Source organism: Arthrobacter sp. JZ12, from assembly GCF_035189165.1.
Lineage (GTDB): Bacteria > Actinomycetota > Actinomycetes > Actinomycetales > Micrococcaceae > Arthrobacter_D.
In genome coordinates this window covers 106,906-129,145 of record NZ_CP045246.1, presented here as the reverse complement: position 1 = coordinate 129,145, position 22,240 = coordinate 106,906, and the positions used below count along the sequence as shown (strand labels likewise).

The following is a 22,240-nucleotide window of genomic DNA, read 5'->3' as shown; positions in this document are numbered from 1 at the left end:
AACCCGCGCTATTCGGCCTTTTCCGCGGCTTGTCCCGGGCTTCGCGAAGCAATTACAAGTATGCTTAGTACATCCATCGCGCGAATCGGTCCTTCCATCGCCCTCATTGCAATCGGCGCAATCCTTGCCTTCGCCGTCGCAGGCAACCTGGTCAACTTCATCGACCTAACGCTTGTCGGATACATCCTGATAGGCATCGGCATTCTCGGCCTCGTTGTTTCCCTGCTGATGAGCGCGCCGCGCAACCAGCGCCGGATCAGCGAATCGCGGACGGTCCAGGACCCGCACACCGGCGAGCGAATCACGCGCAATGAAACAAGGGATGGTGGCCTCTAACCCGCACGCTTCCCAGTGCCGCCTCCGCGGCAAGTACACCGAAGGCCACCTGCGCGATGCGCAGGTGGCTTTTCTTTGCCCTCATCGCGCTGGAGAAGCGATTACACCGAAGTCAATCTGGTTTTGCTTCTGCTTTGGTTGACATCCAAAAGCAAACACAGATAGAGTCACTCAAACGGAAATAGCTGTGATGACCGTCACTACCTAAGGGAGGCCGCGTGTTCGCCGAGGAACGTTACAACCGGATCGCCGAACTGGTCGCGTCCGAAGGCCGGGTGACCGTTGCGCAGCTGGCCGCGCGTTTTGACATCACCAAGGAGACCGTTCGACGGGATCTGGACCTGCTCGAAAAGGATGGTCTCCTGCGGCGGGTGCACGGCGGGGCTGTCCCCCTCGCGAGTGCCAGCACCCGGGAGCTGAGCCTGACCACACGGGAAGAACGGAACCAGGCGGAGAAGGCCCGGATCGCCAAGGCTGCGCTCACCATGCTTCCGGCCGAAGGATCGATTGTGCTCGACGGCGGGACAACCACCGGCAACCTTGCGGCGCTGGTGGCGCAGGAGCCAGTTGAACAACGACTCATCATTACCCACTCCATTCCGGTGGCTCACGCTCTCATTGGCTCCGGACAGCAGATTGAGTTCATTGGTGGACGGGTCAGGGGCCTCACCAGCGCCTGCGTGGGCAGCGGCACAGCGGCACGCTACCGAAGCTTCCGTCCGGACATAGGTTTCATCGGAACCAACGGCGTGCACGCACACTTCGGACTCAGCACCCCAGATCCCGAGGAGGCATCGGTGAAAGCAGCTATTGTCCAGTCCGCGCGGCGGGTGGTCGTGCTCGCGGACAGCTCCAAGCTGGATGAGGAAGCTCTTGTAGGGTTCGCCGCCCTCGGCGACATCGATGCCCTGATCACCGATGTACAGCCCGGTCCAGAACTCACCAGCGCCCTCGCGGATGCTGACGTCGATCTGGTGATCGCATGATCATCACGCTCACCGCCAACCCCAGCCTCGACCGCACCATCGAGCTTGCGGCTCCCCTGGCCCGCGGAGCCGTACAGCGCGCCACCGCTAACCGCCAGGAGTCGGGCGGCAAGGGCGTGAATGTCTGCCGGGCACTTTCAGCCGGCGGCGCCGACGCCCGCGCGATCCTCCCCGGGCGCGGGGACGATCCGGTTCTCACAGGACTGGACGCAGCCTCAGTTCCCTACCGCAACCTTCCGATCTCCTCGGCGCTGCGAAGCAACGTGACCATCACCGAACCGGACGGCACCACCACAAAGATCAACGAGCCCGGACCCGCGCTCACGCCGCAGGAGGCCGAAGAACTCGTCGACCTTGTGGTCGAGGCGTCCGACGGCGCCAGTTGGCTTGTGCTCGCCGGTTCGCTTCCGCCGGGCCTGGCAAGCGACTTCTATGCTTCCGTGGTGCGAGCCGTTCGTACCCGTTACGCCGAACGCGCACCGATGATTGCAATCGACGCATCCGAAGCGGCGCTCATTGCGGCTATCGAGGGCGACGCTGCCCCGGACCTGCTGAAACCAAATGCCGAGGAGCTCTCGCAACTGACCGGCATCGGCCACGGTGATGAACTCGAAAATCAACAGGACCTTGCAGTGGAGGCGGCCACCCGGCTGTTGGCCCACGGCGTCCGGGCCGTATTGGCAACACTCGGCTCGAAAGGTGCGCTGCTGGTAAGCCGGGAGGGCGCCTGGCACGCGCAGCACCCTCCCATTACCGCCATCTCGACCGTCGGTGCCGGAGACTCCGCGCTCGCCGGCTACCTCCTGGCTCATACGAGCGGCAGAAGTGCACCCGACTGTCTCCGGCAGGCGGTGGCCCACGGCTCCGCCGCGGCCTCCCTCCCCGGGTCCACCGTGCCTGCACTGAATCAGACAACGCCGGAAGCCGTCGTCGTCCGCGCCCTCACCCCAACCAACCCCGCCCCTACCCGTCCATAAACCCCCTAAGGAAGTCCCATGTCCGCTCTGATTACGCCGAGCCTTGTCGCCCTGGACAAGTCGCTGGGCAATGACCGTGCCGACGTCATACGCCGGCTCGCCGAACTTGTGGTGGCGCAGGGTCGCGCCGACCAGGTGGAAGGGCTGTTCGCTGATGCACTGGCCCGGGAGGAGAAGACCGCCACGGGCATTCCGGGTGGCATCGCCATTCCGCACTGCCGGTCCACTTCTGTTCTTGAGCCCACCCTCGCCATGGCGCGGCTGGATCCGAAGGTGGACTTCGGCGCCAAGGACGGGCCGGCCGACCTTGTCTTTTTCATCGCAGCACCCGAAGGCGCCGACCAGGCCCACCTGAAGCTCCTGTCGAAGCTTGCACGCTCCCTGATCAAGAAGGACTTCACCGCTGCCCTCCGCTCGGCCAGGAATGAGCAGGAGATTGTTGACCTGGTCGAGGAAGCCCTTGAGGCCGCTCCGGCCAAGCGCGAAGGCGCTGCACCTGCACGGTCGGATGCACCGGCAGCATCGACAACCTCGGCAGCCTCAGCTGTCTCACCAGATCCGGCTGCGCGGGAAGCTTCGACTCCGGAATCCGCCACCCGGGCGAAGCGCCTCGTAGCCGTGACAGCGTGTCCCACCGGCATCGCGCACACCTACATGGCTGCCGACTCACTCGTTGCCGCCGCCAAGGAGCGCGGCATCGACCTCCAGGTCGAGACCCAGGGCTCCTCGGCGTCCACGCCGCTTGACCCCTCAATCATCGAGGCGGCCGATGCGGTTATCTTCGCCGTGGACGTCGACGTTAGGGACAAGCACCGGTTCGCCGGCAAGCCGGTCATCAACGCTCCTGTGAAGCGCGGCATCGACGAGCCGGGCGTCATGGTGGATGAAGCCATCGCCGCAGCAGACAACCCGAACGCCCGCCGGGTCGCCGACTCTTCAGTGCCAAGGGCCGACGACGATCGTGCCGGCGAAAGTGTCGGTGGGCAACTCAAGCGTGCCCTGCTGACCGGCGTCAGCTACATGATCCCGTTCGTTGCCGGCGGCGGTCTGCTGATTGCGCTCGGATTCCTGCTCGGCGGATATGACATCACGGACTTCGCCGATGACATGGTGCTAAACAACAGCCTCTGGAATCTGCCGACCGAATTCCCCGAGACAGCGCAGGGCGCCGTCGGTGCCTACCTGGGTGCAGTGTTTTTCAAGATTGGCGCCCTTTCCATGGGCTTCCTGGTGCCGGCCCTTGCCGGCTACATCGCGTACGCCCTCGCTGACCGGCCCGGCATCGCTCCCGGCTTCGTCGTCGGTGCTGTCGCCGCGTTCATGAACGCCGGCTTCCTCGGCGCGATCGTGGGCGGCCTCCTCGCCGGTTACGTTGCCATGAAGATCGGCAAGCTCTCGGTTCCCCGGTGGTTGCGAGGCCTGATGCCGGTAGTCATCATTCCGCTGCTTGCATCCATCGTCGCATCGGGACTCATGCTGCTCGTCCTCGGCGGCCCCATCGCCGCTCTCACCGTCGCACTGAACGGCTGGCTCTCGGGCCTAACCGGAACGGGTGCTGTCCTGCTGGGCGTCATCCTCGGCCTCATGATGGCCGTCGACCTGGGTGGCCCCATCAACAAGGTCGCCTACGCCTTTGCGGTGGCGGGCCTCGGCACCGGCGCCGTCGACAACCAGGCTCCCTGGCAGATTATGGCCGCCGTCATGGCAGCGGGCATGGTTCCGCCGTTGGCAATGGCCCTCGCAACCGTGCTGGACCGTCGTCGCTTCTCTCTGGCGGAGCGCGAAAACGGGAAGGCTGCCTGGCTGCTCGGTTCGGCATTCATCAGCGAGGGTGCCATTCCGTTCGCGGCGGCAGACCCGCTGCGCGTGATCCCCGCAGGCATGCTGGGAGCCGCAGTCACCGGTGCTTTGGTGATGGGCACGGGGGTCACCTCTCAGGCCCCTCACGGTGGGATCTTCGTGTTCTTCGCAATCGGCAACGTGGTTATGTTCGTCGTGTCGATCCTGGTTGGCATGGTGATCTCGGCCCTTGCGGTGGTGGCCCTCAAGCGGCTTGCCGTCCGCAGGCATACCGAGAAAGCAGCAGCCGAATCGGTTGCGGCCTAACCCTCAACCGAAATTCGCTGCCACGGCCGGCATAGATCGCCTGTAGGCTCAGCAACGGAAACTTCAACCGGAAGGAAGATCATGATCGAACGCAAAGCAACAGTAGCCAGCAGGGTCGGCCTGCACGCGCGTCCGGCAGCCATCTTTGCCGAAGCGGCCGGAGAACTTCCGGTTGAGGTCACAATTGCCCACGAGGACAGTCCCGCAGACGAGGCCATGGATGCCTCGAGCATCCTTTCCCTGATGAGCCTGGGTGCCGAGCACGGCGATGTGGTGGTTCTTCGTTCGGAGGACGACGGCGCGGGGGACCATTTGGACTCGCTGGTGCGGATCCTCGAAACTGACCACGACGCCTGACGGCAGCAGACCCGGGGAGGCCCATGCCGGCCTCCCCGCAGAATCCGCAACAAGCACAAGCACAAGCAACAAAAACAATAGGTGCGTCCACCCGTTCTAATGGACGCACCTATTGCTGCGTGTAACCCGCTGACCCCCCACGGTCAGCGGGAGTTACATAATCATAATTTTGACACAGCATGATGAAATCGTGAACTGTGTTTCGCGATTTGGTCGAAAAAATCCTCCGAAAGCATTAAAGGGGTCGCTGCTCGTCCGCCAGGCGGTTGACGGGGTTTGCTCTGCTGGCCCATTTTGCTGACGCCCAGAACAGAACCAAACCGATAACCACCAACACGATCGCGCCGAAGGGCAACAGCACATCTGCGTCCCCGATGGCGATGGGCAGCAGCTTCAGGGCGGCAAACACAATAATCATTGAGAACCCCGCCGCCATCAGTCCCGCCCCCAGTCGGTGGGCGGGACGAGCTGGGCGGTAACGGGCACGGGCAATCGCAGGACCCACCAGACAGGCAGCTACATAAGCGGGGTAGATCCGACCCATCTCGGCATACCACTGAACTGTGGACTGATCATCGTGGTACGCCCGAAGTCCTGTTGAAGATTCGGGCAGGTCGCTCAGGCCGAACAGAACTGCGGTAACACCCGCGGTGAGCCCGAGCATTATCAGTCCCGCAGCACCTCCAACCAGTTTCCGCGCGCGCTCAGACCCGAAGGCCGCGGCACACCGGATGCCCAGTAGCATCATGACCCCGTACAGGCTGAACCGGATGACAAGGTTCGCCAGATTGACGCCGCCCATCAAAGCATCCACGGACAGGTAAATCGGTTCGAGACTGAGTGCGACCGCGAGAGAGAGCAGCACGCCCGCGAAAAACATGATGCGACCCTTGCCCCGCAGGGCATCCGGTAGGCGTATGAGGGTAAGAAGAACACTGAGTACCAACGCCACCAACTGGATCAGTATTGCCGGGCTCATCCGAGGTTCTCCCATACTGCCTGGTCGCGGGAATCGTCCTGTTCCTGCTTGCGCAACCGCTTCCCGAGTCCGTCCAGCCGGTCCCGGGCAAGAAGGATGATCTCGGAATCGGGCAGCGAGCTCAACACCTCTTCGCGCCCGTTCTCAGCCCAGCCACCCTCTTCGGGCGTAAGCAGTCCGGTGACCACCAGTCCGTTGGCGAGGGACACGTCGGCTATCCGCGCGACTTCTACGCATAACTGGTTGCTCAGCCGGCCTGCGCTGAGCTGCGCGGACAGGTTCTGGGGGGCGATGCCCGTCCTGAACGTGAGAGTCGAGCGGAGCTCGCCGTGATCAACGGCGTCAAACCAGGTCCTCACCGAATAGCGGTGGGGCAGGGGTGCCAGTTGAAAGCTCAGGGGGCGGCCGACGGCGTCGGAATCCTCACTGCGTCCGAGGATAAGCCGCAGCAGGTCCATTGGTGAGACCTGGCTCAGATACTCGTCCGCGGTCGGCGGTTTCATTCCCGCTGCCAGATCCCGGTAGCCGTCGAACTCACTCAGCGCCTCGATGGGAGATACCCCGTAGGCTCGGGCCACGCTGACCACGGTTTCAATCGAGACTTTTCCGCGCACCAGCTGCTGCGCCAGCGTGGAGCGCTTGATGCCGGCCCTGCGGCACAGGTCCGAAACAGTCACATCAGGTGCGATGCGGGTGCGCCACAGCTGAAACTCTTTAGCTGTGACTGTCATCATCACCTTTCAGCTGGACTTCGGACCCCAACTGTGAAGTATAGTTGGAGAGCTGGCTCCCCATTCTGCGATCCCCCCATACGCAGAACGCGGAGCCAGTCCCAATTTAACCGGTTTTACCAGCGAACCTTCTTTTCGCGCTTTCCCTGTCGTGAGCTGGCGTGGTCGGCCTTGTGCCTGCGGCCCGTACTGTGTGCACTGTCCAGATCCCCGAACGGAGAATTCTTCCGGGCCAGTGCCTGCTGGGCACGCGGATCGTCCGACAGCTTTCGGGCAGCGGTGTCCGACATGTACACGGTAAGGGGCTGAGTGTTCTCTTGCTGGGTCATTGCTCTCCTTGGATCTTCGAACCGGTTGAGCCACCTTCAGGAGACAGCGCAGCGCACGCGGAAGCGCGCCTACGCTGTGGTTGCCGGAGAAAGAGGTGGAAACATACCTGGAGGCGAAGCCTCAACACGGTTGATTTCGATGGTTGAAGTGGTGCTCGGCTGACTCGGCAGCCGGACGTCTACTCGAAAATCAATGTCTCCATAAGTCAAAGCTAACCCATTGGGATTTCTCAATCAACCGTCATTTTAGGGCTCCTACCGCTTGGGCACCTCTACGTCGACGTACACGAGCCGATGATCACTGGTGGGGAACGGGAAAATGCCCGTCAACTCAGATCCGGGTGTTCCGGCCCGCGGCCAAAAGATCGCCGAATCCCGCACCTTCAGACCCCTGGACGGGAGGACGTAGTCGACACGGATATTGCCCGCGGCCACATCCTCGAAGTCCGCGGTATCCATTGCCGGATCGCTCCGGTGCTCAAGGTTGACTCTTCCCTGCAGGGTAGACGCCTCCGCGGCACCCTCGGCTGACGGTTGCGGGTCCCGCAGCTCCTTCAGCTCCAATAATTGGGCGATCGATCCCGGGCGCGAGTCGCCATCAAGGGGATCGCTGTTGAGGTCGCCCATCACCACGAATTCAGCACGTCGCTCGAGACCGCCCCGGCCGCCGTCGTCGTCGTAGATATAGGACGCATGCTTGCCACCGCGGATGTAGTCCGCCCAGAACCGGATTTCGTCGCTGTTCCGCCGGCCGTTCCGATCTTCCTCGCCATCGAAAACGGGCGGAGTGGGATGGCTGGCCAACACGTGGACGGTGGAGTTCCCGATAGTCACCGGTACATCCCAGTGGGACTTGCTGGACAGGCGGACAGCGGCGAGCTCTTCGTCGGAGAACCAGTCGTCGCCGTCCGGCGTGGCCGGGTCATCGGGCAGGAGCGCACCCGGCATGTCCTTCCACAGGAAGGTCTGGAACGTACGGACTTTCTCGGTGTCAATGGGGTATTTGGAGTAGAGCACCATGCCGTACTGGCCTTCAAACTCTCCGAATCCGAACGCGTCGTCGGGGCCGCCCACGGTGCCGTCATTGTTCAGGTCCATCCCGCTGTCCACGCCCGTATTGGAGGGCGCGGTGTAGACGTAGGGGTAGGAAACCGGAGCCTTTCCGTTCTGGCTGACCTCCAGGTAATTGGCGCGGAAGAGGTTCGCAGCGCGGAATTCGGCGTCGTAGTCGAATTCGTTGAGGAGAACGACGTCCGGGTTGTTGATCTGGATGACCTCGGCGATGTTCCGCGCCTGCTCATTGGTGCCCGTGCTGAGGTCGGCCACCAGCGCGCCCTCAACCGAGCGGTTAAGGCTCGCGTTATAGGTGGCGAATCGAACGTTCATCTTCCCGTTGCGCCGCTCCGCCGAGTCAGCCTTGCTGCTGCCTGCTCCTGCGACTGCTGAGGATGCCGATACCGTGACCCCGGTAGTTGCGATAACACCGGCCGTAAGAACGGCCACGGCGCGACGGCGGAGGATGCGTGCTGAACCCATGGATTGTCCCCTTCGATCCTGGATGACAAATCCAGCCTATCGGCCCTCCCTCCGCTCGGTCGAATGAGCTCCAGCCGCCCGCTCGGCGGCCTCGAAGGCCGATTCGAGCTCACCCACCGCGAGGCCGTAGTCCGCGGCAGCACCGTCGTCGTCGCCGTCTACCTGCTCACGCAGCACCGCTGCGGTACGCATCGCCCGCACAAGGCGGGCAGTCTCCGGACGCCGCACGTCGGTCATGTCGGGATAGTCGATTGCGACCGCCGGATCCAGTTCATAACTCACCCAGCGCTGCAGGATGGACTCGTGCCGGGCACGCACGGCAGATCGGGCAGCCTCAAGCTGCAACCGACGACGGCGGGACACGCGCTCCTGCTCACCGCGCCAGACCCAGCCGCTTGCCATTCCAATGCCCAGAACGCCCGCCAGCCCAACGACGGCTGTCGCCTCGGGGATGAGAACCATGGCGCCCGCTATAGCGCAGAGGCAACCAAAACCACCGGTGAAGCCGTACCAGAAAACGCCGTCTCCGTCCTGGGCGGGAGTGGTGGACAGGGTCCGGGATACGGCTGCGGCTGTGAGCGCGGTCAGCATCCAGATAACGGCGACGGCGAGCGCCGCCTGAACTGGTGTTGCCAACGGGACCGGCATCGGTCTTCCTCCCGGCGCTGGGCACGAATAGACGGAAAGGACTCCTTCCAGTACAGGCTCACGGCATGCGATGAGTCAATGGATGTTGCCGGATAGCAACGCGGAGATTCCCGCGTGGAATAGCAGGAGGAATGTCACGTGGTGGGCCCTGTGGGGCTCGAACCCACGACCCACGGATTAAAAGTCCGATGCTCTACCAACTGAGCTAAAGGCCCTCGCCGTCCGGGCATGCCGAATCGACGGTTCTACTTTATCGCACGCTATTGCAGCGAGGGCAACCCGCGCTGTGTGGCGCCCGTCGGGACGCTCCGTTTGCCTAGCCCGCTCATAGGCTCAGGAGTATTCTCGACACATGGACGGCGAGTACATCAACAACAGTCCCCGGCATCACAAACCGAAGCCGTTCGCCCCGACGGATTTCGAGATCTTCGCCGGCGGCGCCGACCCCTCGCGCGTGTCCGAAGCCGCCCACCTCTCCGCGCATGCTCTGGTGCACCACGGCCGGGAGGCGGATGATCCTGCAGTGACCGAGCGGCTCGTCAAGCTCGCTGACCAGCAGGGCCTTGAAGCCATCGCCGAGCTGTGGGCGGAAAGTCCCGCGCGATCCCTCCCCGGTGCCCTCTGGCGGCTGTACGCGCTGCGGGCCGCAACCCAGCAGAATCCCGAACGCATTGCGGCCTACTTCAAAGCGGGCAAGGAAGTGGCGCAGGTTTCGAAAGTGGTGGCTGGAGTCGCGGAACCGCCGGGTGCGGACGAAGTGCGCCAGATGGCGGACACCATCCTTTCGGGCGCCTTCGACGGTGAATTCGACGTCGCACTGGAGCGCTTCGCCGCGTTCTGTCGCGTTGTCGCGCTCGGCCAGACCAACCACGCCGACGACGCCGAAGCCTCCAACGGCTCACATGCCAGCAAGCTCACCCGGAGTTCCCATCAGCTGGTGAAGACAGCCGAAGATCTCGAACACGCTGCTGCTTCGTGGCGCCGCGGAGAACTGGACTAGCAGCCGACGACGACGGGCCGGACATTCTTCCGGTGAATCTCGTCACCGATCACGGGACCGTGATTTTTCAAACCCGCGCCGGCTCTAAGCTGAAGGCCCTCTTCGGCAGCGCGAGGGTCGCGCTTGAAGCGGACGGGGTGAACCCCGACTCCGGCATCGCCTGGAGCGTGGTTATCCGGGGCACCGCATAGCTGATGAATCGACCCGACGACGTCGTGGCCTCCTTTTCGCTCCCGCTGTTTCCTTGGGGAAGCCGGAGAGAAGGACCACTTCGTGAGGGTTCTCCCGGACGTCCTTTCCGGCCGCAGGTTCCCGATCGCAGAGCCTGGCCGCTGGTGGACGTTCGGTTCAGGTGCCGGCACCTCGGGCGTGGAGTAACCCGCCGTCGTCGTTTGCGTTGACATGCACGCGGGTGAGTAGCAGACTGAAACTGGTGTCGGACCGTGGAACCCCCGGGCTTCAACATTCAGCCGCTTCGAGCGGCCTTCCGCCGAGAGGCGCTCCCGGTTCGGCGCCACTTTTATGTCCTCCGACGGCGCGCACATAGTAAGCGGGCGTATAATCGGGCCGCTCTTCACCGCGGGTATCCTTAGGAAGCAACCGTTCATGCAACCCTAGGTGACCTTTGTGAAGCTCCGCCTCTTCCCCCAGGAGAACGCAGGACTCGAACTCCTCTCCGGTATGGCTCAGCAACTGGTGCTCGGCGTCGGCAGCATGTCCGCCATTCTCGGCGCCTCGCCCGACTCCTACGGCGAACTCTCTGAAGAGCTGCACCAGCACGAAGGCAAGGCCACCGACCTGCACTACGCGCTGCTCACCTCGATGCGCACCAGCTTCATCAATCCCCTTCCGCGGGAAGACCTCTATGCGCTTTCCCGCCTGTTGAGCGAGGCAATGGAGGAGCTTGACGGTGCCGGCGAACTCCTCGCCCTCTACAAACTCAGCAAGATCAGCCGCCGTGCCACAGAGCAGCTTGAGGTAATTACACGACAGGCCGAGCTCACCGCGGAGGCGATGCGCCAGCTCACCTCGCTGGACGATCTGGAGGATTATTGGATCGAAATAGTGCGCCTGTCCAAGCGAGCCGAACGCACCCACAGGACCTGGTGCGCCGAACTCCTCAATGACCACAAACCGCTGGTCTACGTTCGACACCGGGATCTCGCGAACCAGCTGATCGCGGTCTCCCAAGCCATCCGGAAGGTCGCCACGCACGTCGGAACAATCATCGTCAAGGAGTCGTAGGTGGAGGTTTTCCTCCTCGGCGCGGTGATCCTGCTTGCCGGAGGCTTTGCCTTCATCAACGGCTTCCACGACGTCTCCAATTCAATCGCGACCTCCATCCGCACCCGTGCTCTTACGCCGACCGTCGCCGTTCTGTTGGCTGCACTGTTCAACTTCGTCGGCGCGCTGATGAGCGTGGCACTGGCGAGGCTCTTCACGGGCGACAGCATCGACCTGCCTGCGGGTCAGGGCGGTCTCGGCATCCTCATCTCTGCTCTGCTTGCAGCCTGCCTCTGGGGGCTCTTCACCTGGTACCGCGGTATGCCGTCGTCGTCCACGCATGCGCTGATCGGAGCCCTCATCGGCGCGGGTGGGGCCGCCACAATCCTAGGAAGCGAGTCCATAGCCGGACCCGGGGGCGTGCTGTTTCCCGAAATTGTCCTGCCGCTGCTGGTCTCACCCGTCGTAGCGTTCCTCCTGGCGTATCTCGCCGTCTTTCCCGCCACGTGGTTCCTCCGGCACAGTTCACCGCGCAAGGTCAACAACGGCAACCGGATGGCGCAGGCTGTACTGGCCGGCTCCTTCGCCTTCAGCCATGGTTTGCAGGACGGGCAACGCACGACGGCGGTCATCCTGCTGGCCCTCGCCGGGTCCGGAGTTTATGCGGGGAACGTGGTGCCCGTATGGGTTCAGCTCTTCGCTGCAGTGCTCCTGGCCGGCGGGTCACTGCTGGGAGGCTGGAGGATCACGCATACGCTCGCTCACCGGCTGGTCCGTATTGATCCACTGCACGGCATGACTGCGCAGGGAGTCAGCGCCGTCATGCTTTTCGTGGGCGCAATGGTGCTTCATATGCCGCTCTCGAGCACGCACACCATGACGTCAGCGATCGTCGGGGCAGGTGCCAACCACCGGTATGCAACGGTACGGAAGTCCCAGGTGAGGTCGGTCCTGCTGGTCTGGATTACGACGGCGCCGGTCACGTCGGTTCTCGCCGCCGTCCTCTATCTGGCCATCAGCCCGCTGCTGTAGCAGAAAGGCACCCAGCCCGCGGGGCGGTGCTGGGTGCCTTCCTGTACGTGGATGGGTTTATCCGAAGCGGCCCGAAACGTAATCCTCGGTGGCCTTCTGCGAGGGCGTGCTGAAGATGTGCGCGGTTTCGCCGTACTCGATCAACTTGCCCGGCTTGCCTGTCCCGGCGATGTTGAAGAACGCCGTCTTGTCGGACACACGAGCCGCCTGCTGCATGTTATGCGTAACGATCACCACGGTGTACTCGCTCTTGAGTTCATTGATGAGGTCCTCGATTGCGAGCGTGGAGATCGGGTCAAGCGCGGAGCAGGGCTCGTCCATGAGGATAACCTCGGGCGAGACCGCAATCGCGCGGGCGATGCAGAGACGCTGCTGCTGGCCGCCCGAGAGGCCGGAACCGGGACGCCCAAGGCGGTCCTTGACTTCGTTCCACAGGTTGGCGCCGCGCAGGGACTTCTCGACCAGGTCGTCCGCGTCCCCCTTGGAGATCCGCTTGTTGTTGAGCTTCACTCCGGCGAGGACGTTGTCGCGGATGGACATGGTGGGAAACGGGTTGGGCCGCTGGAAGACCATACCCACCTGGCTGCGGACGGTTACGGGGTCAACGGCCGTGTCATACAGGTTGTCGCCGTCGAGCAGCACTTCACCTTCAACGCGTGCTCCGGGGATAACCTCGTGCATACGGTTGAGGGTGCGCAGGAACGTGGACTTGCCGCAGCCGGACGGCCCGATGAACGCCGTAACGGAACGTGCCTCAATATTGATGTTGACGTCCTCTACAGCAAGGAACTTGCTGTAGTAGACATTGAGGTCCTTGACGTCGATTCGCTTGGACAATGGTGATCCTTCTGGTTGTGCCGGCGGGTCAGCGGCTGGTCTTGGGAGCGAAGAGGCGTGCGATCAGACGCGCCACGAGGTTAAGGAGCATGACCATGATGATCAGCAACAGCGCAGCGGCCCAGGCGCGCTGCGTGCTGGGATCGGTGGCCGTGGGCGATGTGGGCGTCAGGATCTGGTAGTAGATGAATGTTGGAAGAGTGCTCATCCAGTCACCGAACACGCTCCAGTTGATGGAACTGGCGAAGCCGGCGGTCACGAGGATCGGAGCCGTCTCGCCGATTACGCGGGCGATTGCCAGCGTGACACCGGACGCGATACCGGAGATGGCCGTGGGAATGACCACCTTGGTGATTGTGCGCCACTTGCGCACACCCAGCGCGTAGGACGCCTCACGCAACTCGTTGGGCACGATCTTGAGCATTTCTTCGGTGGATCGAACCACAACGGGAATCATGAGCACGGAGAGCGCAACTGCCGCGACGAAACCGGTACGGGTTCCCGGCCCGAACAGCTGCCCGAACAGTGCTGCAGCAAAGAGCCCGGCAACGATTGACGGGATACCGGTCATCACGTCCACGAAGAAGGTGATGGCGCGGGCAAGCCGTCCGCCGGTGGAGTATTCCACCAGGTAAATGGCCGCGAGGAGTCCCACGGGTACGGAGATCAGCGTTGCCCAGAGGGTGATCTGCAGGGTGCCGATCACTGCGTGGTAGGCACCGCCGAGGACAGGAGAACCCTCCTCTACAGTCTGGTTGTCAATCGCACCGGTTACGCCGTTCATCGAAGTGAACAGGAAGTTGTAGGTGAGGCCGGGCACGCCGCGCTCAAGCACCGTCCAGATGACCGAGAGCAGCGGAAGTAGCGCGATGATGAACGAGCCATACACAAGGAACAGGGCAAGCCGGTTGCGCGCCTTGCGTCCTCCCTCGATCGCTGCGGTGACCGCCGTGCCCGCGATGACGAAGATGATCGCGCTGAAGATTGTCCAAGGCACGAGGCTGAAGCCAACGAGTGCGGCCAGGGCCGCACCCAACACGATGGAACCCGCCAGCACCAACCAAAGGGTGTAGGAGGGCATCATGCCCCTGGTCAGCTGAGAACGACGCGGAGTCAATGTTGCGTTGGCCATTAGTTAGCCCCTGAGAATTCTTTGTGCCGGGCGATGATCCACCGGGCGACGATGTTGACGGCGAGCGTGATGAGGAACAGGACCAGGCCGGCGGCGATGAGCTCACCGAGCCTCAGCCCGAAGGCTTCAGGGAAGTTCAAGGCGATCTCGGCCGCAATCGTCTGGTTGCCGGAAGTGATGAGGCTGGCGGTCAGGCCGCCACCGGAGAGCACGAGTGCTACTGCCATGGTCTCACCGAGCGCGCGTCCCAGACCGAGCATCGCGGCGCTGATGATGCCGGGGCGGGCGAAGGGCAGCACTGCCATCGTGATCATTTCCCAGCGGGTGGCTCCCATTGCCAGTGCTGCTTCCTCATGCAGCTTCGGCGTTTGAAGGAAGATCTCTCGGCTGAGCGAGGTGATGATGGGAAGAACCATGACAGAAAGGACTATGCCGGCGGTGAGCATGGTGCGCCCGGTCTGGCTGGCTGGTCCCTGGAAGATGGGAATCCAGCCCGCGTTCGTGGCCAGCCAGTCGTAGGCGATGGCAAGCTGCGGGGCAAGAACGGCATAGCCCCATGCGCCGTACACGACGGACGGAATCGCCGCGAGCAGATCGATCAGGTAGCCCAGGCCCTGCGCAAAGCGCCGCGGAGCGTAGTGGGAGATGAACAGGGCGACGCCGATGCCTAATGGCGTTGCGATGAGCAGCGCGATAGCGGCCGCTATCACCGTACCGATCACGATCGGCAGGATGTAGGAGAAGAAGCCTTCGCCGCCGGTGATATCGGCCGAGTCGGCACGGAAGACCGGTGAAGCCTCAACAATCAGGAAGACGGCGACGCTGAAAAGCGCTGCCAGGATCAGGCATCCGGCCAACAGGCTGGCTCCGGAGAATATTCTGTCTCCGGATTGACCTGCACCACCTGTTCGTTTGAGTGCGTTCGTAGACACGTGGGGACCTTTCGGCGCTGCGTGGGATCATCCGGGACAGTGCTGACGCAGTGATGAGGCAATGTCCCGCTAGTACAAGCTACCTGCAACCTACGGTGCGCAGACAGCCAACAGCCCCGCCACACCCGAATCGGGTCTGGCGGGGCATGTTTGATTGGTTAGGAAGCAACCTTGATCGAATCAATGGCTTCCTGAGCCTGCTCACGCAGGGTCTCGGACAGCAGGGCGTTGCCCGCGGAGTCAGCGGCGGCCTGCTGGCCTTCCTCGCTGATGACGTAGGAACCGAATGCCTTGACCAGGTCAACAGTCTCCTGGTCGTCGTACTCGGTGCAGTACAGGTGGTAGGAAACCAGGACGATCGGGTATGCGCCCGACTCGGTGGTGTCGCGCTCGAGGTCCAGGGACATATCCAGCTCGCCGCGGCCCTCAACCGGAGTTGCAACCTCAACAGCCTTGGCAGCTGCCTCGGAGCTGAGTGCTACGTACTCTTCGCCGACCTTCACGCTGACCTGGCCCAGGTCGCCGACGGCGGAGGCGTCCGCGTAGGTGATGGCGCCTTCGGTGGAGGAGGTGGTGGAGACAACGCCGTTGGTGCCCTGAGCGTTCTCGGCAACGATGTCTGCCGGCCAGTCACCGGAAACTTCGTAGGTCCACTCATCGGGTGCTGCAGCAGCCAGGTACTCAACAAAGTTCTCGGTGGTACCGGACTCGTCAGCACGGTGCACAACGGTGATGGGCAGGTCGGGCAGCTCGGCGCCGTCGTTCTGCGAGACGATTGCCTCGTCGTTCCAGTTGGTGATGTCGCCCTTGAAGATTGCGGCGATGGTGGGAGCATCCAGGTTGAGCGTATCTACACCCGGGATGTTGAAGGCAACAGCGATCGGGGAAACGTAGCCGGGGATGTTGATGGCACCCTCAGGTCCGCACACCTCCATGGCCGCAGCGTATTCTTCCTCGTCCAGGTAGGCGTCGGAACCTGCGAACTGGACACCCTGCGCCAGGAAGGCTTCGCGGCCCGCTCCGGATCCGTCCGGGGAGTACTGGATGGTGGCGTCAGGGTTGGCCTCTTCGAAGCCGGCCTTCCAGGCGGTCATCGCAGCCTGCTGCGACGAAGCGCCGGCGCCGGTCAGGGTACCGGAGACGGTGCTCTCGGGAGCGGAGCTGGAGCCGCCCTCGGAGCCCGAGTTGACGGCGTTGTCCGAACCACACGCCGTGAGGGCCAGAGCGGCCACCGAGATTACTGCCGCTGCGCGGCCGAAGCGAAGAGCCTTCACTTGGATATTGCCCCTTCCAGGGTTTGAACGGTCGGTGCTCAGAGGGCACCCGCGTTATATGTACGAGATTGGGTACGCGACTCACCGTAGGCACCGCAGGTAACGAGACTGACCGGGCAAAATGAACGGAAGATGAACGAAAGGAGGAATTTTGGGTCTTTTCGATAGTAAGCACTTGTACTTTCTCCGGAATCAGTTATTTAGGTCACTCCCCTTTCCGCGGATGACGGTTTGTTCGCTCTCCTCGAGAGCATGCGCGGTTTGCAGGGACTTGGCGGCGGTAGGGTCAGGCGTATGAACCGGCGTCCGCGACTCGACCGCGCGCGCACTTTCCTGCGCAACCGATCCCGGGTGGGCTTCCGGCGCAGCCGGACCTCCTTGTTGCCCTCCGTCCAGATCACCGTCGGCGCGGTGGGGGCCTATGCCTTCGCCGAACAGGTGCTGGGCCACGAGGGACCGCTCTTCGCGGCAACCTCTTCCCTCATCGCCCTGGGCTTCTCCCGTGATCCGAGACTGCGCCGAGTACTCGAGGTGGGCATCGGATGCACGCTGGGCATCGCCGTCGGGGACCTCCTGCTGGCACTGCTCGGAACCGGGCTGTGGCAAGCCACGGTGGTGCTGTTCGTATCGGTGATGTTGGCCCGCTTCCTGGACAGCGGCAACATCTTTACCACTCAATTCGCCCTGCAATCCCTCCTTGTGGTCCTGCTGCCCGCTCCCGAAGGAGGACCGTTCACCCGAAGCGTGGACGCCGTCGTCGGCGGTGCGTTCGCGCTCCTGGTGACGATGGCAATGCCGCGCGATCCGCGGCGGGAGCCCAAGGGCGATGTCCGGAAGCTGCTGGGTGAGTTGTCCGGGGTCCTGCGGGAGAATGCTCTTGCGCTGACCGCAAGCGACTCGACCCAGGCCTGGCACGCCCTTATTCGCGCGCGCAACTGCCAGCCGCTCATGGACAGCCTCAACAACTCCATGCGGGCGGCAGCTGAAGTTGCCAGGCTTTCACCGGCCTACCGGCGGCACCGCAGTGAACTGGGTGAGTTGCGCGGCGCCGCCCAGTATGTCGACCTGGCGATCCGAAACGGCCGGGTGTTCTCCCGCCGACTGACCTCGGTAATCAACCATGCAGCCCTCACCGACGAGGCCGTCGAGTCGCTCGCGCACGTCCTCGAAGACACCGCAGATGCCGTGGATGTCCTGGCCCTGGCCCTGTCAGCTCCCACAACGTCGGAGCGCGACCAGTACCTGCGCCGGGCCCGCGAAGACCTTGCCGCGGTCGCTACGGTGCTGCACCCGGCAGGCCTCAATGTGACCCGGCTCGAGGGTGAAAGCCTCGTGATCCTGTATCGACCCCTGGTTGTGGACCTCCTCGAAGCCACTGGACTCTCCCACGAGGAAGCGGCGGGTTACCTCCCAAAGCTCTGAGCCCCAACACCGACGACGGCGGCTACTTCTGTCAGAGGCGGCCGGTACCTTTGTTCCATGCCTACCAAGACCTCCCGCGCACGCGCCCAGACACCTGCCTACCGTTGCGGTGAGTGCGGCTGGACCACGGCAAAATGGGTCGGACGCTGCGGCGAGTGCCAGGCGTGGGGCACGGTTGAGGAGACAGCTGCCGCCGGCGTCGCCCGCACCACAGCGGCTGCCACGGTTGCCCGCCCGGCCCTGCGCATCGCCGAGGTGGACGCTACAACTGCGTCATACCAACCCACCGGGGTAGGTGAACTGGACCGGGTGCTGGGCGGCGGGCTGGTGCCGGGCGCAGTCATCCTGGTGGCAGGTGAACCCGGCGTCGGCAAGTCCACCCTGTTGCTGGACGTCGCCGCCAGGGTGGCCAGGAATGGCCGCGCCGTCCTGTACGTCACGGGTGAGGAGTCCTCCGCCCAGGTAAAGCTGAGGGCGGAGCGCATCGGCGCGCTGGCCGACGCTCTGTACCTCACGGCTGAGTCGGACCTCAGCCAGGCCCTCGGGCAGGTGGAGAAGGTGGACCCTGCGCTCCTCATCGTCGACTCGGTCCAGACGCTCAGCAGCCCGGCTGTGGACGGCAGCGCAGGCGGAGTCACGCAGGTCCGTGAGGTTGCGGCATCCTTGATCAATGCGGCGAAGACCCGCGGAATGACCACGCTGCTGGTGGGCCACGTGACCAAGGACGGCTCAATCGCCGGCCCTCGCCTTCTGGAGCATCTGGTGGACGTGGTCTGCCAGTTCGAGGGTGAGCGCCACTCCCGCCTGCGTCTCATGCGCGCGGTGAAGAACCGGTACGGGCCCACTGATGAGGTTGGTTGCTTCGACCTGACGGACACGGGAATCGAAGGGCTGGCCGACCCCAGCGGACTGTTTGTTTCGCGGACCAAGGAGCCGGTTGCGGGGACCTGCATCACGGTCACACTTGAGGGCCGCCGTCCCCTGCTGGCGGAGGTGCAGGCCCTGCTTGCGGAATCAGCGAATGCACAGCCTCGGCGGGCAACAAGCGGCCTGGACGGTCCCCGGGTGTCCATGCTTCTGGCTGTCCTACAGCGCCGTGCGTCCCTGCAGTTGCACAAGGACGACAGCTACGTGGCCACGGTTGGAGGGGTGAAGTTGAGTGAGCCTGCAACTGACCTGTCCGTAGCCCTCGCCATAGCGTCGGCCAAGACCAATCAGGCCCTTCCTCCGCGGATGATCGCATTCGGGGAAGTGGGTCTCGCAGGCGAGGTAAGGCCGGTTCCGGGGATTTCGCGCCGGATCCAGGAGGCGGAACGCCTGGGATTCACACACGCCGTCGTGCCTGAATCCCCCAACGGGCCCGGGCGGGTTCCACCGGGGTTCACTGTCAAGCAGGTGAGCACGCTCACCGAAGCACTACAGCTGCTTTTCTGACCGCAAACCCGCATCCGGGCCCGGAAAGTTACCGATTTGAGCAGAAAGTCGGACTCTGCCCAATACCTGCTCCTCTAGGATTAGGTACTGCTGGGCTGTGCATTCGCCTGCCCGGCGGGAAGAGGGAGTGAGATGGTACGCAGTCCGGAGGACGCGCTGAAGGCAACCCTTGCGCGTGTAGCGCCGGGTACCCAATTGCGCGACGGCCTTGAACGGATCCTGCGCGGACGGACCGGCGCCCTGATCGTCCTCGGATTTGACCGCACGGTGGATTCGATCTGCTCAGGCGGTTTCGATATCGGCATCGATTTCTCGCCCACCCGCCTGCGCGAGCTTGCCAAGATGGATGGGGCTATAGTCTGCGACCGGGACGCCAGCAACATCCTGCGGGCAGGTGTGCAGCTGGTACCGGACCACCGCATCGAAACCCAGGAATCGGGCACCAGGCACCGGACGGCAGAGCGTGTAGCGATCCAGACGGGCTTTCCGGTCATCTCGGTCAGCCAGTCCATGCAGATCATCGCGCTGTATGTCGATGGACTACGCCATGTGCTGGAGGGCTCCGAACCCGTACTCGCCCGCGCCAACCAGGCGCTGGCCACCCTTGAGCGGTACCGGGCAAGGCTCGATCAGGTAACGGGGTCGCTTTCCGCGCTGGAGATCGAAGCGATGGTGACCGTGCGCGACGTCGCCGTAACCCTGCAGCGGCAGGAGATGGTGCGTCGGATCTCGGAGGAGATCTCCCAGTACGTTCTTGAACTCGGTATCGACGGCCGGTTGCTCTCCCTCCAGGTGGAGGAGCTCACCACCGGGCTTGGACCCGGTAGCGAGATGGTCCTCCGTGACTACTCCGGCCTGAACGGAAGCGTACCTCCCGCCGACGAGCAGCTTGCCCGGCTGCAAGGCTTCAGCTCCACCGACCTCATTGACCTTGGAACCATTGCCAGCGTGCTCGGCTTCAATCCCTCCACCGACTCGCTGGACGCCGTGGTCCAGCCGAAGGGCTACCGCCTGCTGTCCGGGATCAAGGCCGTACCGCCCACCGTGGCCAACCGGCTGGTTGAACACTTCGACGGCCTGCAGAACCTGATGGCCGCCAACATCGATGACCTCATGGCAGTGGACGGCATTGGTGAGCAGCGTGCGCGCACCGTCCGGGAAGGGCTTTCAAGGATTGCGGAGACCAGCCTCCTCGACCGCTTCATGTAAGCGTTCGGCCGTCTGAACCGCTAGTAGCGTCCTCACTCGAGGGTGAACGGAACCTCATCGCTGATGCGCTCGCCGAGCCTGGTCTGGAAGACATACTGACCCGGCCCGGGAACGCCCTCGACTGCGGTGCATCCCGGTGCGCTGCGGACCCGTCCCCAGCTGAAGCGCGCATCCTCCGATTCCCCGGGCTTGATGGTGACCTCCAGGTCCTCCGCGTCCTTCTGGCAGTCCCGGGATGAGAAGACCCGGTCCTCGCCGCTGGTCACGAGGAAGTCCATCTCGGAGGTGCCCACGTTCACCGGGCAGGGGATGTCTCCGGTGTTGGTCACGGTGAGGATCAGGACGGGTGTTGCTTCCGGTGCGTAGGATTCGGCGTCCGTGGAACCCGAGACCTTGATATCCGCCGGGTTGCAGACCGGTTCCGTGGGACTGGGCGTTGGTGTGGGCGATGCCGACGGTGACGCCTCTGAAGCTGCCCCGCTTGCCTCCGGTGCGGCTGTGGTGGCTTCGGCGGCAGCGGGTGCGGGATCAGCGCGGAAGAGCCCGGCGACCGCAATGCCTGCCCAGATCAGGCCGCCCAGCACCAGCAGCAGGAGAACCGCGGCAACCTGCCGGCGTCGCCGGTACACCCGGGGGCTCGGTTTCCTTTGGGACCTGACCACGCGACTGCTTCCTGTCCCTGCCGAGCTCATGCGTTAAAGGCTACGGAGCGGCTGCCCGGTCCCCCGTACACCACGCCGGAGCGCGGCCATATGACGATGCTTGGGTAGTCTGGTTCCTGCCCATTTCCGTGACAACCAGGAGATCTGCGTGGACGCAGCTGTGCTGCACAGCCGACTCAGTGATTGGTTCGACGACGCCGCGCGCGACCTGCCCTGGCGGCGTCCGTCCCGGACGCCCTGGGGCGTCCTGGTGAGCGAGTTTATGCTTCAGCAGACTCCGGTGTCCCGTGTTCTGCCGGTCTGGACGGAGTGGATGGAGCGCTGGCCGTCGCCCGCCGACCTGGCGGCAGCGCCTTCAGGAGACGCACTCCGGTACTGGGGGCGCCTCGGCTACCCTCGTCGCGCGCTGCGGCTGCATGCGGCGGCAACCGCCGTCGTCGTCGAGCATGGCGGTGTTGTCCCTTCCTCCTACGACGAACTTCTCGCCCTTCCGGGTGTCGGTACGTACACAGCAGCCGCCGTGGCGGCCTTCGCTTTCGGGAGGCGCGAGACGGTGGTGGACACCAACATCCGCCGGGTGCATGCGCGGCTGGTGGGCGGTGCGGCTCTGCCTGCTCCCACGCTGACGGCGGCAGAGACCAGGCGCGCTGCCGCGCTGCTGCCCGATGACGATGCTGATTCCGTGCGCTGGAACGTGTCGGTTATGGAACTCGGTGCCCTCGTCTGCACCGCTCGCACACCGGACTGCGAGCGCTGTCCGGTCCTCGACCGATGCGCATGGGTGGCGGCCGGGAAGCCGGCGCCCACCTACGTACCGAAGGGCCAGGCGTGGGCCGGTACTGACCGGCAGGTGCGAGGTGCGATCATGCATATCCTGCGGCACACTGAGCATCCGGTACCGCGGCAGCTCATCCACCATCGCCCGGTCGACCTGCACCTGGGCGGCCCAGCACACGGCGCCTCCGTCGGATTCGAAAAACTGCATGCGTTGAATGCCCCGCCCGAGCAACTCGAGCGCGCCCTCAACGGACTCCTCACCGACGGGCTCGCCGAAGAGACAGCGCATGGAATACGCCTGCCGGTCTGAGTGAATCTAA

At 63.8% G+C, this 22,240-nt stretch carries 23 protein-coding genes and 1 tRNA gene; 13 read left to right on the top strand and 11 right to left on the bottom strand.

Going from position 1 to position 22,240, the window contains the following annotated elements; all coding sequences use genetic code 11:
* The first annotated feature begins 60 nt into the window (after positions 1-60).
* The 5 genes from GC088_RS00670 (at position 61) to GC088_RS00650 (ending at position 4,762) form a co-directional block, all read left to right on the top strand.
* Positions 61-336, top strand: a complete 276-nt coding sequence (locus GC088_RS00670; protein WP_323960001.1) for a DUF6458 family protein — start codon at positions 61-63, stop codon at positions 334-336.
* 218 nt (positions 337-554) lie between these two features.
* Positions 555-1,322, top strand: a complete 768-nt coding sequence (locus GC088_RS00665) for a DeoR/GlpR family DNA-binding transcription regulator (RefSeq protein ID WP_323960000.1) — start codon at positions 555-557, stop codon at positions 1,320-1,322.
* A complete protein-coding gene (locus tag GC088_RS00660; RefSeq protein WP_323959999.1) occupies positions 1,319-2,299 on the top strand; it encodes a 1-phosphofructokinase family hexose kinase in 981 nt (326 codons plus the stop codon). Before GC088_RS00665 ends, GC088_RS00660 begins: the two co-directional genes overlap by 4 nt.
* Positions 2,300-2,317: 18 nt before the next feature.
* Positions 2,318-4,405: a PTS fructose transporter subunit IIABC gene (locus tag GC088_RS00655; RefSeq protein ID WP_323959998.1), complete on the top strand. Its 2,088-nt coding sequence runs from the start codon at positions 2,318-2,320 to the stop codon at positions 4,403-4,405.
* 81 nt (positions 4,406-4,486) lie between these two features.
* The gene (locus GC088_RS00650) at positions 4,487-4,762 is read left to right on the top strand and encodes an HPr family phosphocarrier protein (protein WP_323959997.1); all 276 of its coding nucleotides are present in this window, start codon (positions 4,487-4,489) and stop codon (positions 4,760-4,762) included.
* Positions 4,763-4,997: 235 nt separating this feature from the next.
* On the opposite strand, the gene GC088_RS00645 is transcribed toward GC088_RS00650, so the two are convergent.
* The 6 genes from GC088_RS00645 to GC088_RS00620 form a co-directional block, all read right to left on the bottom strand.
* Positions 4,998-5,741 (bottom strand): hypothetical protein, encoded by a 744-nt coding sequence (locus GC088_RS00645; protein WP_323959996.1) that lies wholly within the window; start codon positions 5,739-5,741, stop codon positions 4,998-5,000.
* Complete coding sequence (locus tag GC088_RS00640) at positions 5,738-6,472, bottom strand: helix-turn-helix domain-containing protein (RefSeq protein ID WP_323959995.1); 735 nt, start codon at positions 6,470-6,472, stop codon at positions 5,738-5,740. The genes GC088_RS00645 and GC088_RS00640 overlap by 4 nt, the downstream gene beginning before the upstream one ends.
* A gap of 116 nt (positions 6,473-6,588) precedes the next feature.
* Positions 6,589-6,801 (bottom strand): hypothetical protein, encoded by a 213-nt coding sequence (locus GC088_RS00635; RefSeq protein WP_323959994.1) that lies wholly within the window; start codon positions 6,799-6,801, stop codon positions 6,589-6,591.
* Positions 6,802-7,056: 255 nt separating this feature from the next.
* Positions 7,057-8,337 carry an endonuclease/exonuclease/phosphatase family protein gene (locus tag GC088_RS00630; protein ID WP_416377480.1) on the bottom strand — a complete coding sequence of 427 codons (1,281 nt, stop codon included), beginning with the start codon at positions 8,335-8,337 and terminating at the stop codon, positions 7,057-7,059.
* A 36-nt stretch (positions 8,338-8,373) separates the two neighbouring features.
* Positions 8,374-8,985 (bottom strand): hypothetical protein, encoded by a 612-nt coding sequence (locus GC088_RS00625; RefSeq protein ID WP_323959993.1) that lies wholly within the window; start codon positions 8,983-8,985, stop codon positions 8,374-8,376.
* Between the two features lie 139 nt (positions 8,986-9,124).
* A tRNA-Lys gene (locus GC088_RS00620) sits at positions 9,125-9,200 on the bottom strand.
* A 137-nt stretch (positions 9,201-9,337) separates the two neighbouring features.
* On the opposite strand from GC088_RS00620, the gene GC088_RS00615 reads away from it, so the two are divergent.
* From GC088_RS00615 to GC088_RS00600, 4 genes are all read left to right on the top strand, one after another.
* On the top strand, positions 9,338-9,985 hold the full coding sequence (locus GC088_RS00615; protein WP_323959992.1) for a hypothetical protein: 648 nt from the start codon (positions 9,338-9,340) through the stop codon (positions 9,983-9,985).
* 32 nt (positions 9,986-10,017) lie between these two features.
* Positions 10,018-10,176 carry a pyridoxamine 5'-phosphate oxidase family protein gene (locus GC088_RS00610; protein WP_323959991.1) on the top strand — a complete coding sequence of 53 codons (159 nt, stop codon included), beginning with the start codon at positions 10,018-10,020 and terminating at the stop codon, positions 10,174-10,176.
* Between the two features lie 436 nt (positions 10,177-10,612).
* On the top strand, positions 10,613-11,230 hold the full coding sequence (locus tag GC088_RS00605; protein ID WP_323962124.1) for a DUF47 domain-containing protein: 618 nt from the start codon (positions 10,613-10,615) through the stop codon (positions 11,228-11,230).
* Positions 11,231-12,241, top strand: coding sequence for an inorganic phosphate transporter (locus GC088_RS00600; RefSeq protein ID WP_323959990.1), 1,011 nt, complete (start codon positions 11,231-11,233; stop codon positions 12,239-12,241).
* A 57-nt stretch (positions 12,242-12,298) separates the two neighbouring features.
* Here GC088_RS00600 and pstB read toward each other — a convergent pair whose 3' ends face one another.
* The 4 genes from pstB to pstS form a co-directional block, all read right to left on the bottom strand.
* Positions 12,299-13,078: a phosphate ABC transporter ATP-binding protein PstB gene (gene pstB / locus GC088_RS00595; RefSeq protein WP_323959989.1), complete on the bottom strand. Its 780-nt coding sequence runs from the start codon at positions 13,076-13,078 to the stop codon at positions 12,299-12,301.
* Positions 13,079-13,106: 28 nt separating this feature from the next.
* Entirely contained in the window at positions 13,107-14,210 is a 1,104-nt protein-coding gene (gene pstA / locus GC088_RS00590) for a phosphate ABC transporter permease PstA (protein WP_323959988.1), read from the bottom strand.
* Positions 14,210-15,142, bottom strand: coding sequence for a phosphate ABC transporter permease subunit PstC (gene pstC, locus GC088_RS00585; protein WP_323959987.1), 933 nt, complete (start codon positions 15,140-15,142; stop codon positions 14,210-14,212). Before pstC ends, pstA begins: the two co-directional genes overlap by 1 nt.
* Before the next feature lie 158 nt (positions 15,143-15,300).
* Positions 15,301-16,416, bottom strand: coding sequence for a phosphate ABC transporter substrate-binding protein PstS (gene pstS / locus GC088_RS00580; RefSeq protein WP_323959986.1), 1,116 nt, complete (start codon positions 16,414-16,416; stop codon positions 15,301-15,303).
* A 294-nt stretch (positions 16,417-16,710) separates the two neighbouring features.
* Here pstS and GC088_RS00575 point away from each other — a divergent pair, with 294 nt between their 5' ends.
* The 3 genes from GC088_RS00575 (at position 16,711) to disA (ending at position 20,481) form a co-directional block, all read left to right on the top strand.
* Positions 16,711-17,838, top strand: coding sequence for an FUSC family protein (locus tag GC088_RS00575; protein WP_323959985.1), 1,128 nt, complete (start codon positions 16,711-16,713; stop codon positions 17,836-17,838).
* A gap of 57 nt (positions 17,839-17,895) precedes the next feature.
* Positions 17,896-19,272, top strand: a complete 1,377-nt coding sequence (gene radA / locus GC088_RS00570) for a DNA repair protein RadA (RefSeq protein ID WP_323959984.1) — start codon at positions 17,896-17,898, stop codon at positions 19,270-19,272.
* Between the two features lie 132 nt (positions 19,273-19,404).
* Positions 19,405-20,481 (top strand): DNA integrity scanning diadenylate cyclase DisA, encoded by a 1,077-nt coding sequence (disA, locus tag GC088_RS00565; protein ID WP_323959983.1) that lies wholly within the window; start codon positions 19,405-19,407, stop codon positions 20,479-20,481.
* A 32-nt stretch (positions 20,482-20,513) separates the two neighbouring features.
* Here the strand turns inward: disA and GC088_RS00560 are convergent, their stop codons facing one another.
* Positions 20,514-21,110 carry a DUF4232 domain-containing protein gene (locus GC088_RS00560; RefSeq protein ID WP_323959982.1) on the bottom strand — a complete coding sequence of 199 codons (597 nt, stop codon included), beginning with the start codon at positions 21,108-21,110 and terminating at the stop codon, positions 20,514-20,516.
* A 181-nt stretch (positions 21,111-21,291) separates the two neighbouring features.
* Here GC088_RS00560 and GC088_RS00555 point away from each other — a divergent pair, with 181 nt between their 5' ends.
* Positions 21,292-22,230, top strand: coding sequence for an iron-sulfur binding domain-containing protein (locus GC088_RS00555; protein WP_323959981.1), 939 nt, complete (start codon positions 21,292-21,294; stop codon positions 22,228-22,230).
* The last annotated feature ends 10 nt before the right edge of the window (positions 22,231-22,240 follow it).

Coding starts and splice junctions, on each gene's coding strand:
- GC088_RS00640 (WP_323959995.1), bottom strand. CDS start 6,472: ATGACAGTCACAGCTAAAGAGTTTCAGCTGTGGCGCACCCGCATCGCA.
- GC088_RS00650 (WP_323959997.1), top strand. CDS start 4,487: ATGATCGAACGCAAAGCAACAGTAGCCAGCAGGGTCGGCCTGCACGCG.
- GC088_RS00645 (WP_323959996.1), bottom strand. CDS start 5,741: ATGAGCCCGGCAATACTGATCCAGTTGGTGGCGTTGGTACTCAGTGTT.
- GC088_RS00635 (WP_323959994.1), bottom strand. CDS start 6,801: ATGACCCAGCAAGAGAACACTCAGCCCCTTACCGTGTACATGTCGGAC.
- GC088_RS00625 (WP_323959993.1), bottom strand. CDS start 8,985: ATGCCGGTCCCGTTGGCAACACCAGTTCAGGCGGCGCTCGCCGTCGCC.
- GC088_RS00575 (WP_323959985.1), top strand. CDS start 16,711: ATGAACCGGCGTCCGCGACTCGACCGCGCGCGCACTTTCCTGCGCAAC.
- GC088_RS00655 (WP_323959998.1), top strand. CDS start 2,318: ATGTCCGCTCTGATTACGCCGAGCCTTGTCGCCCTGGACAAGTCGCTG.
- GC088_RS00660 (WP_323959999.1), top strand. CDS start 1,319: ATGATCATCACGCTCACCGCCAACCCCAGCCTCGACCGCACCATCGAG.
- radA (WP_323959984.1), top strand. CDS start 17,896: ATGCCTACCAAGACCTCCCGCGCACGCGCCCAGACACCTGCCTACCGT.
- GC088_RS00615 (WP_323959992.1), top strand. CDS start 9,338: ATGGACGGCGAGTACATCAACAACAGTCCCCGGCATCACAAACCGAAG.
- disA (WP_323959983.1), top strand. CDS start 19,405: ATGGTACGCAGTCCGGAGGACGCGCTGAAGGCAACCCTTGCGCGTGTA.
- GC088_RS00630 (WP_416377480.1), bottom strand. CDS start 8,337: ATGGGTTCAGCACGCATCCTCCGCCGTCGCGCCGTGGCCGTTCTTACG.
- pstA (WP_323959988.1), bottom strand. CDS start 14,210: ATGGCCAACGCAACATTGACTCCGCGTCGTTCTCAGCTGACCAGGGGC.
- GC088_RS00670 (WP_323960001.1), top strand. CDS start 61: ATGCTTAGTACATCCATCGCGCGAATCGGTCCTTCCATCGCCCTCATT.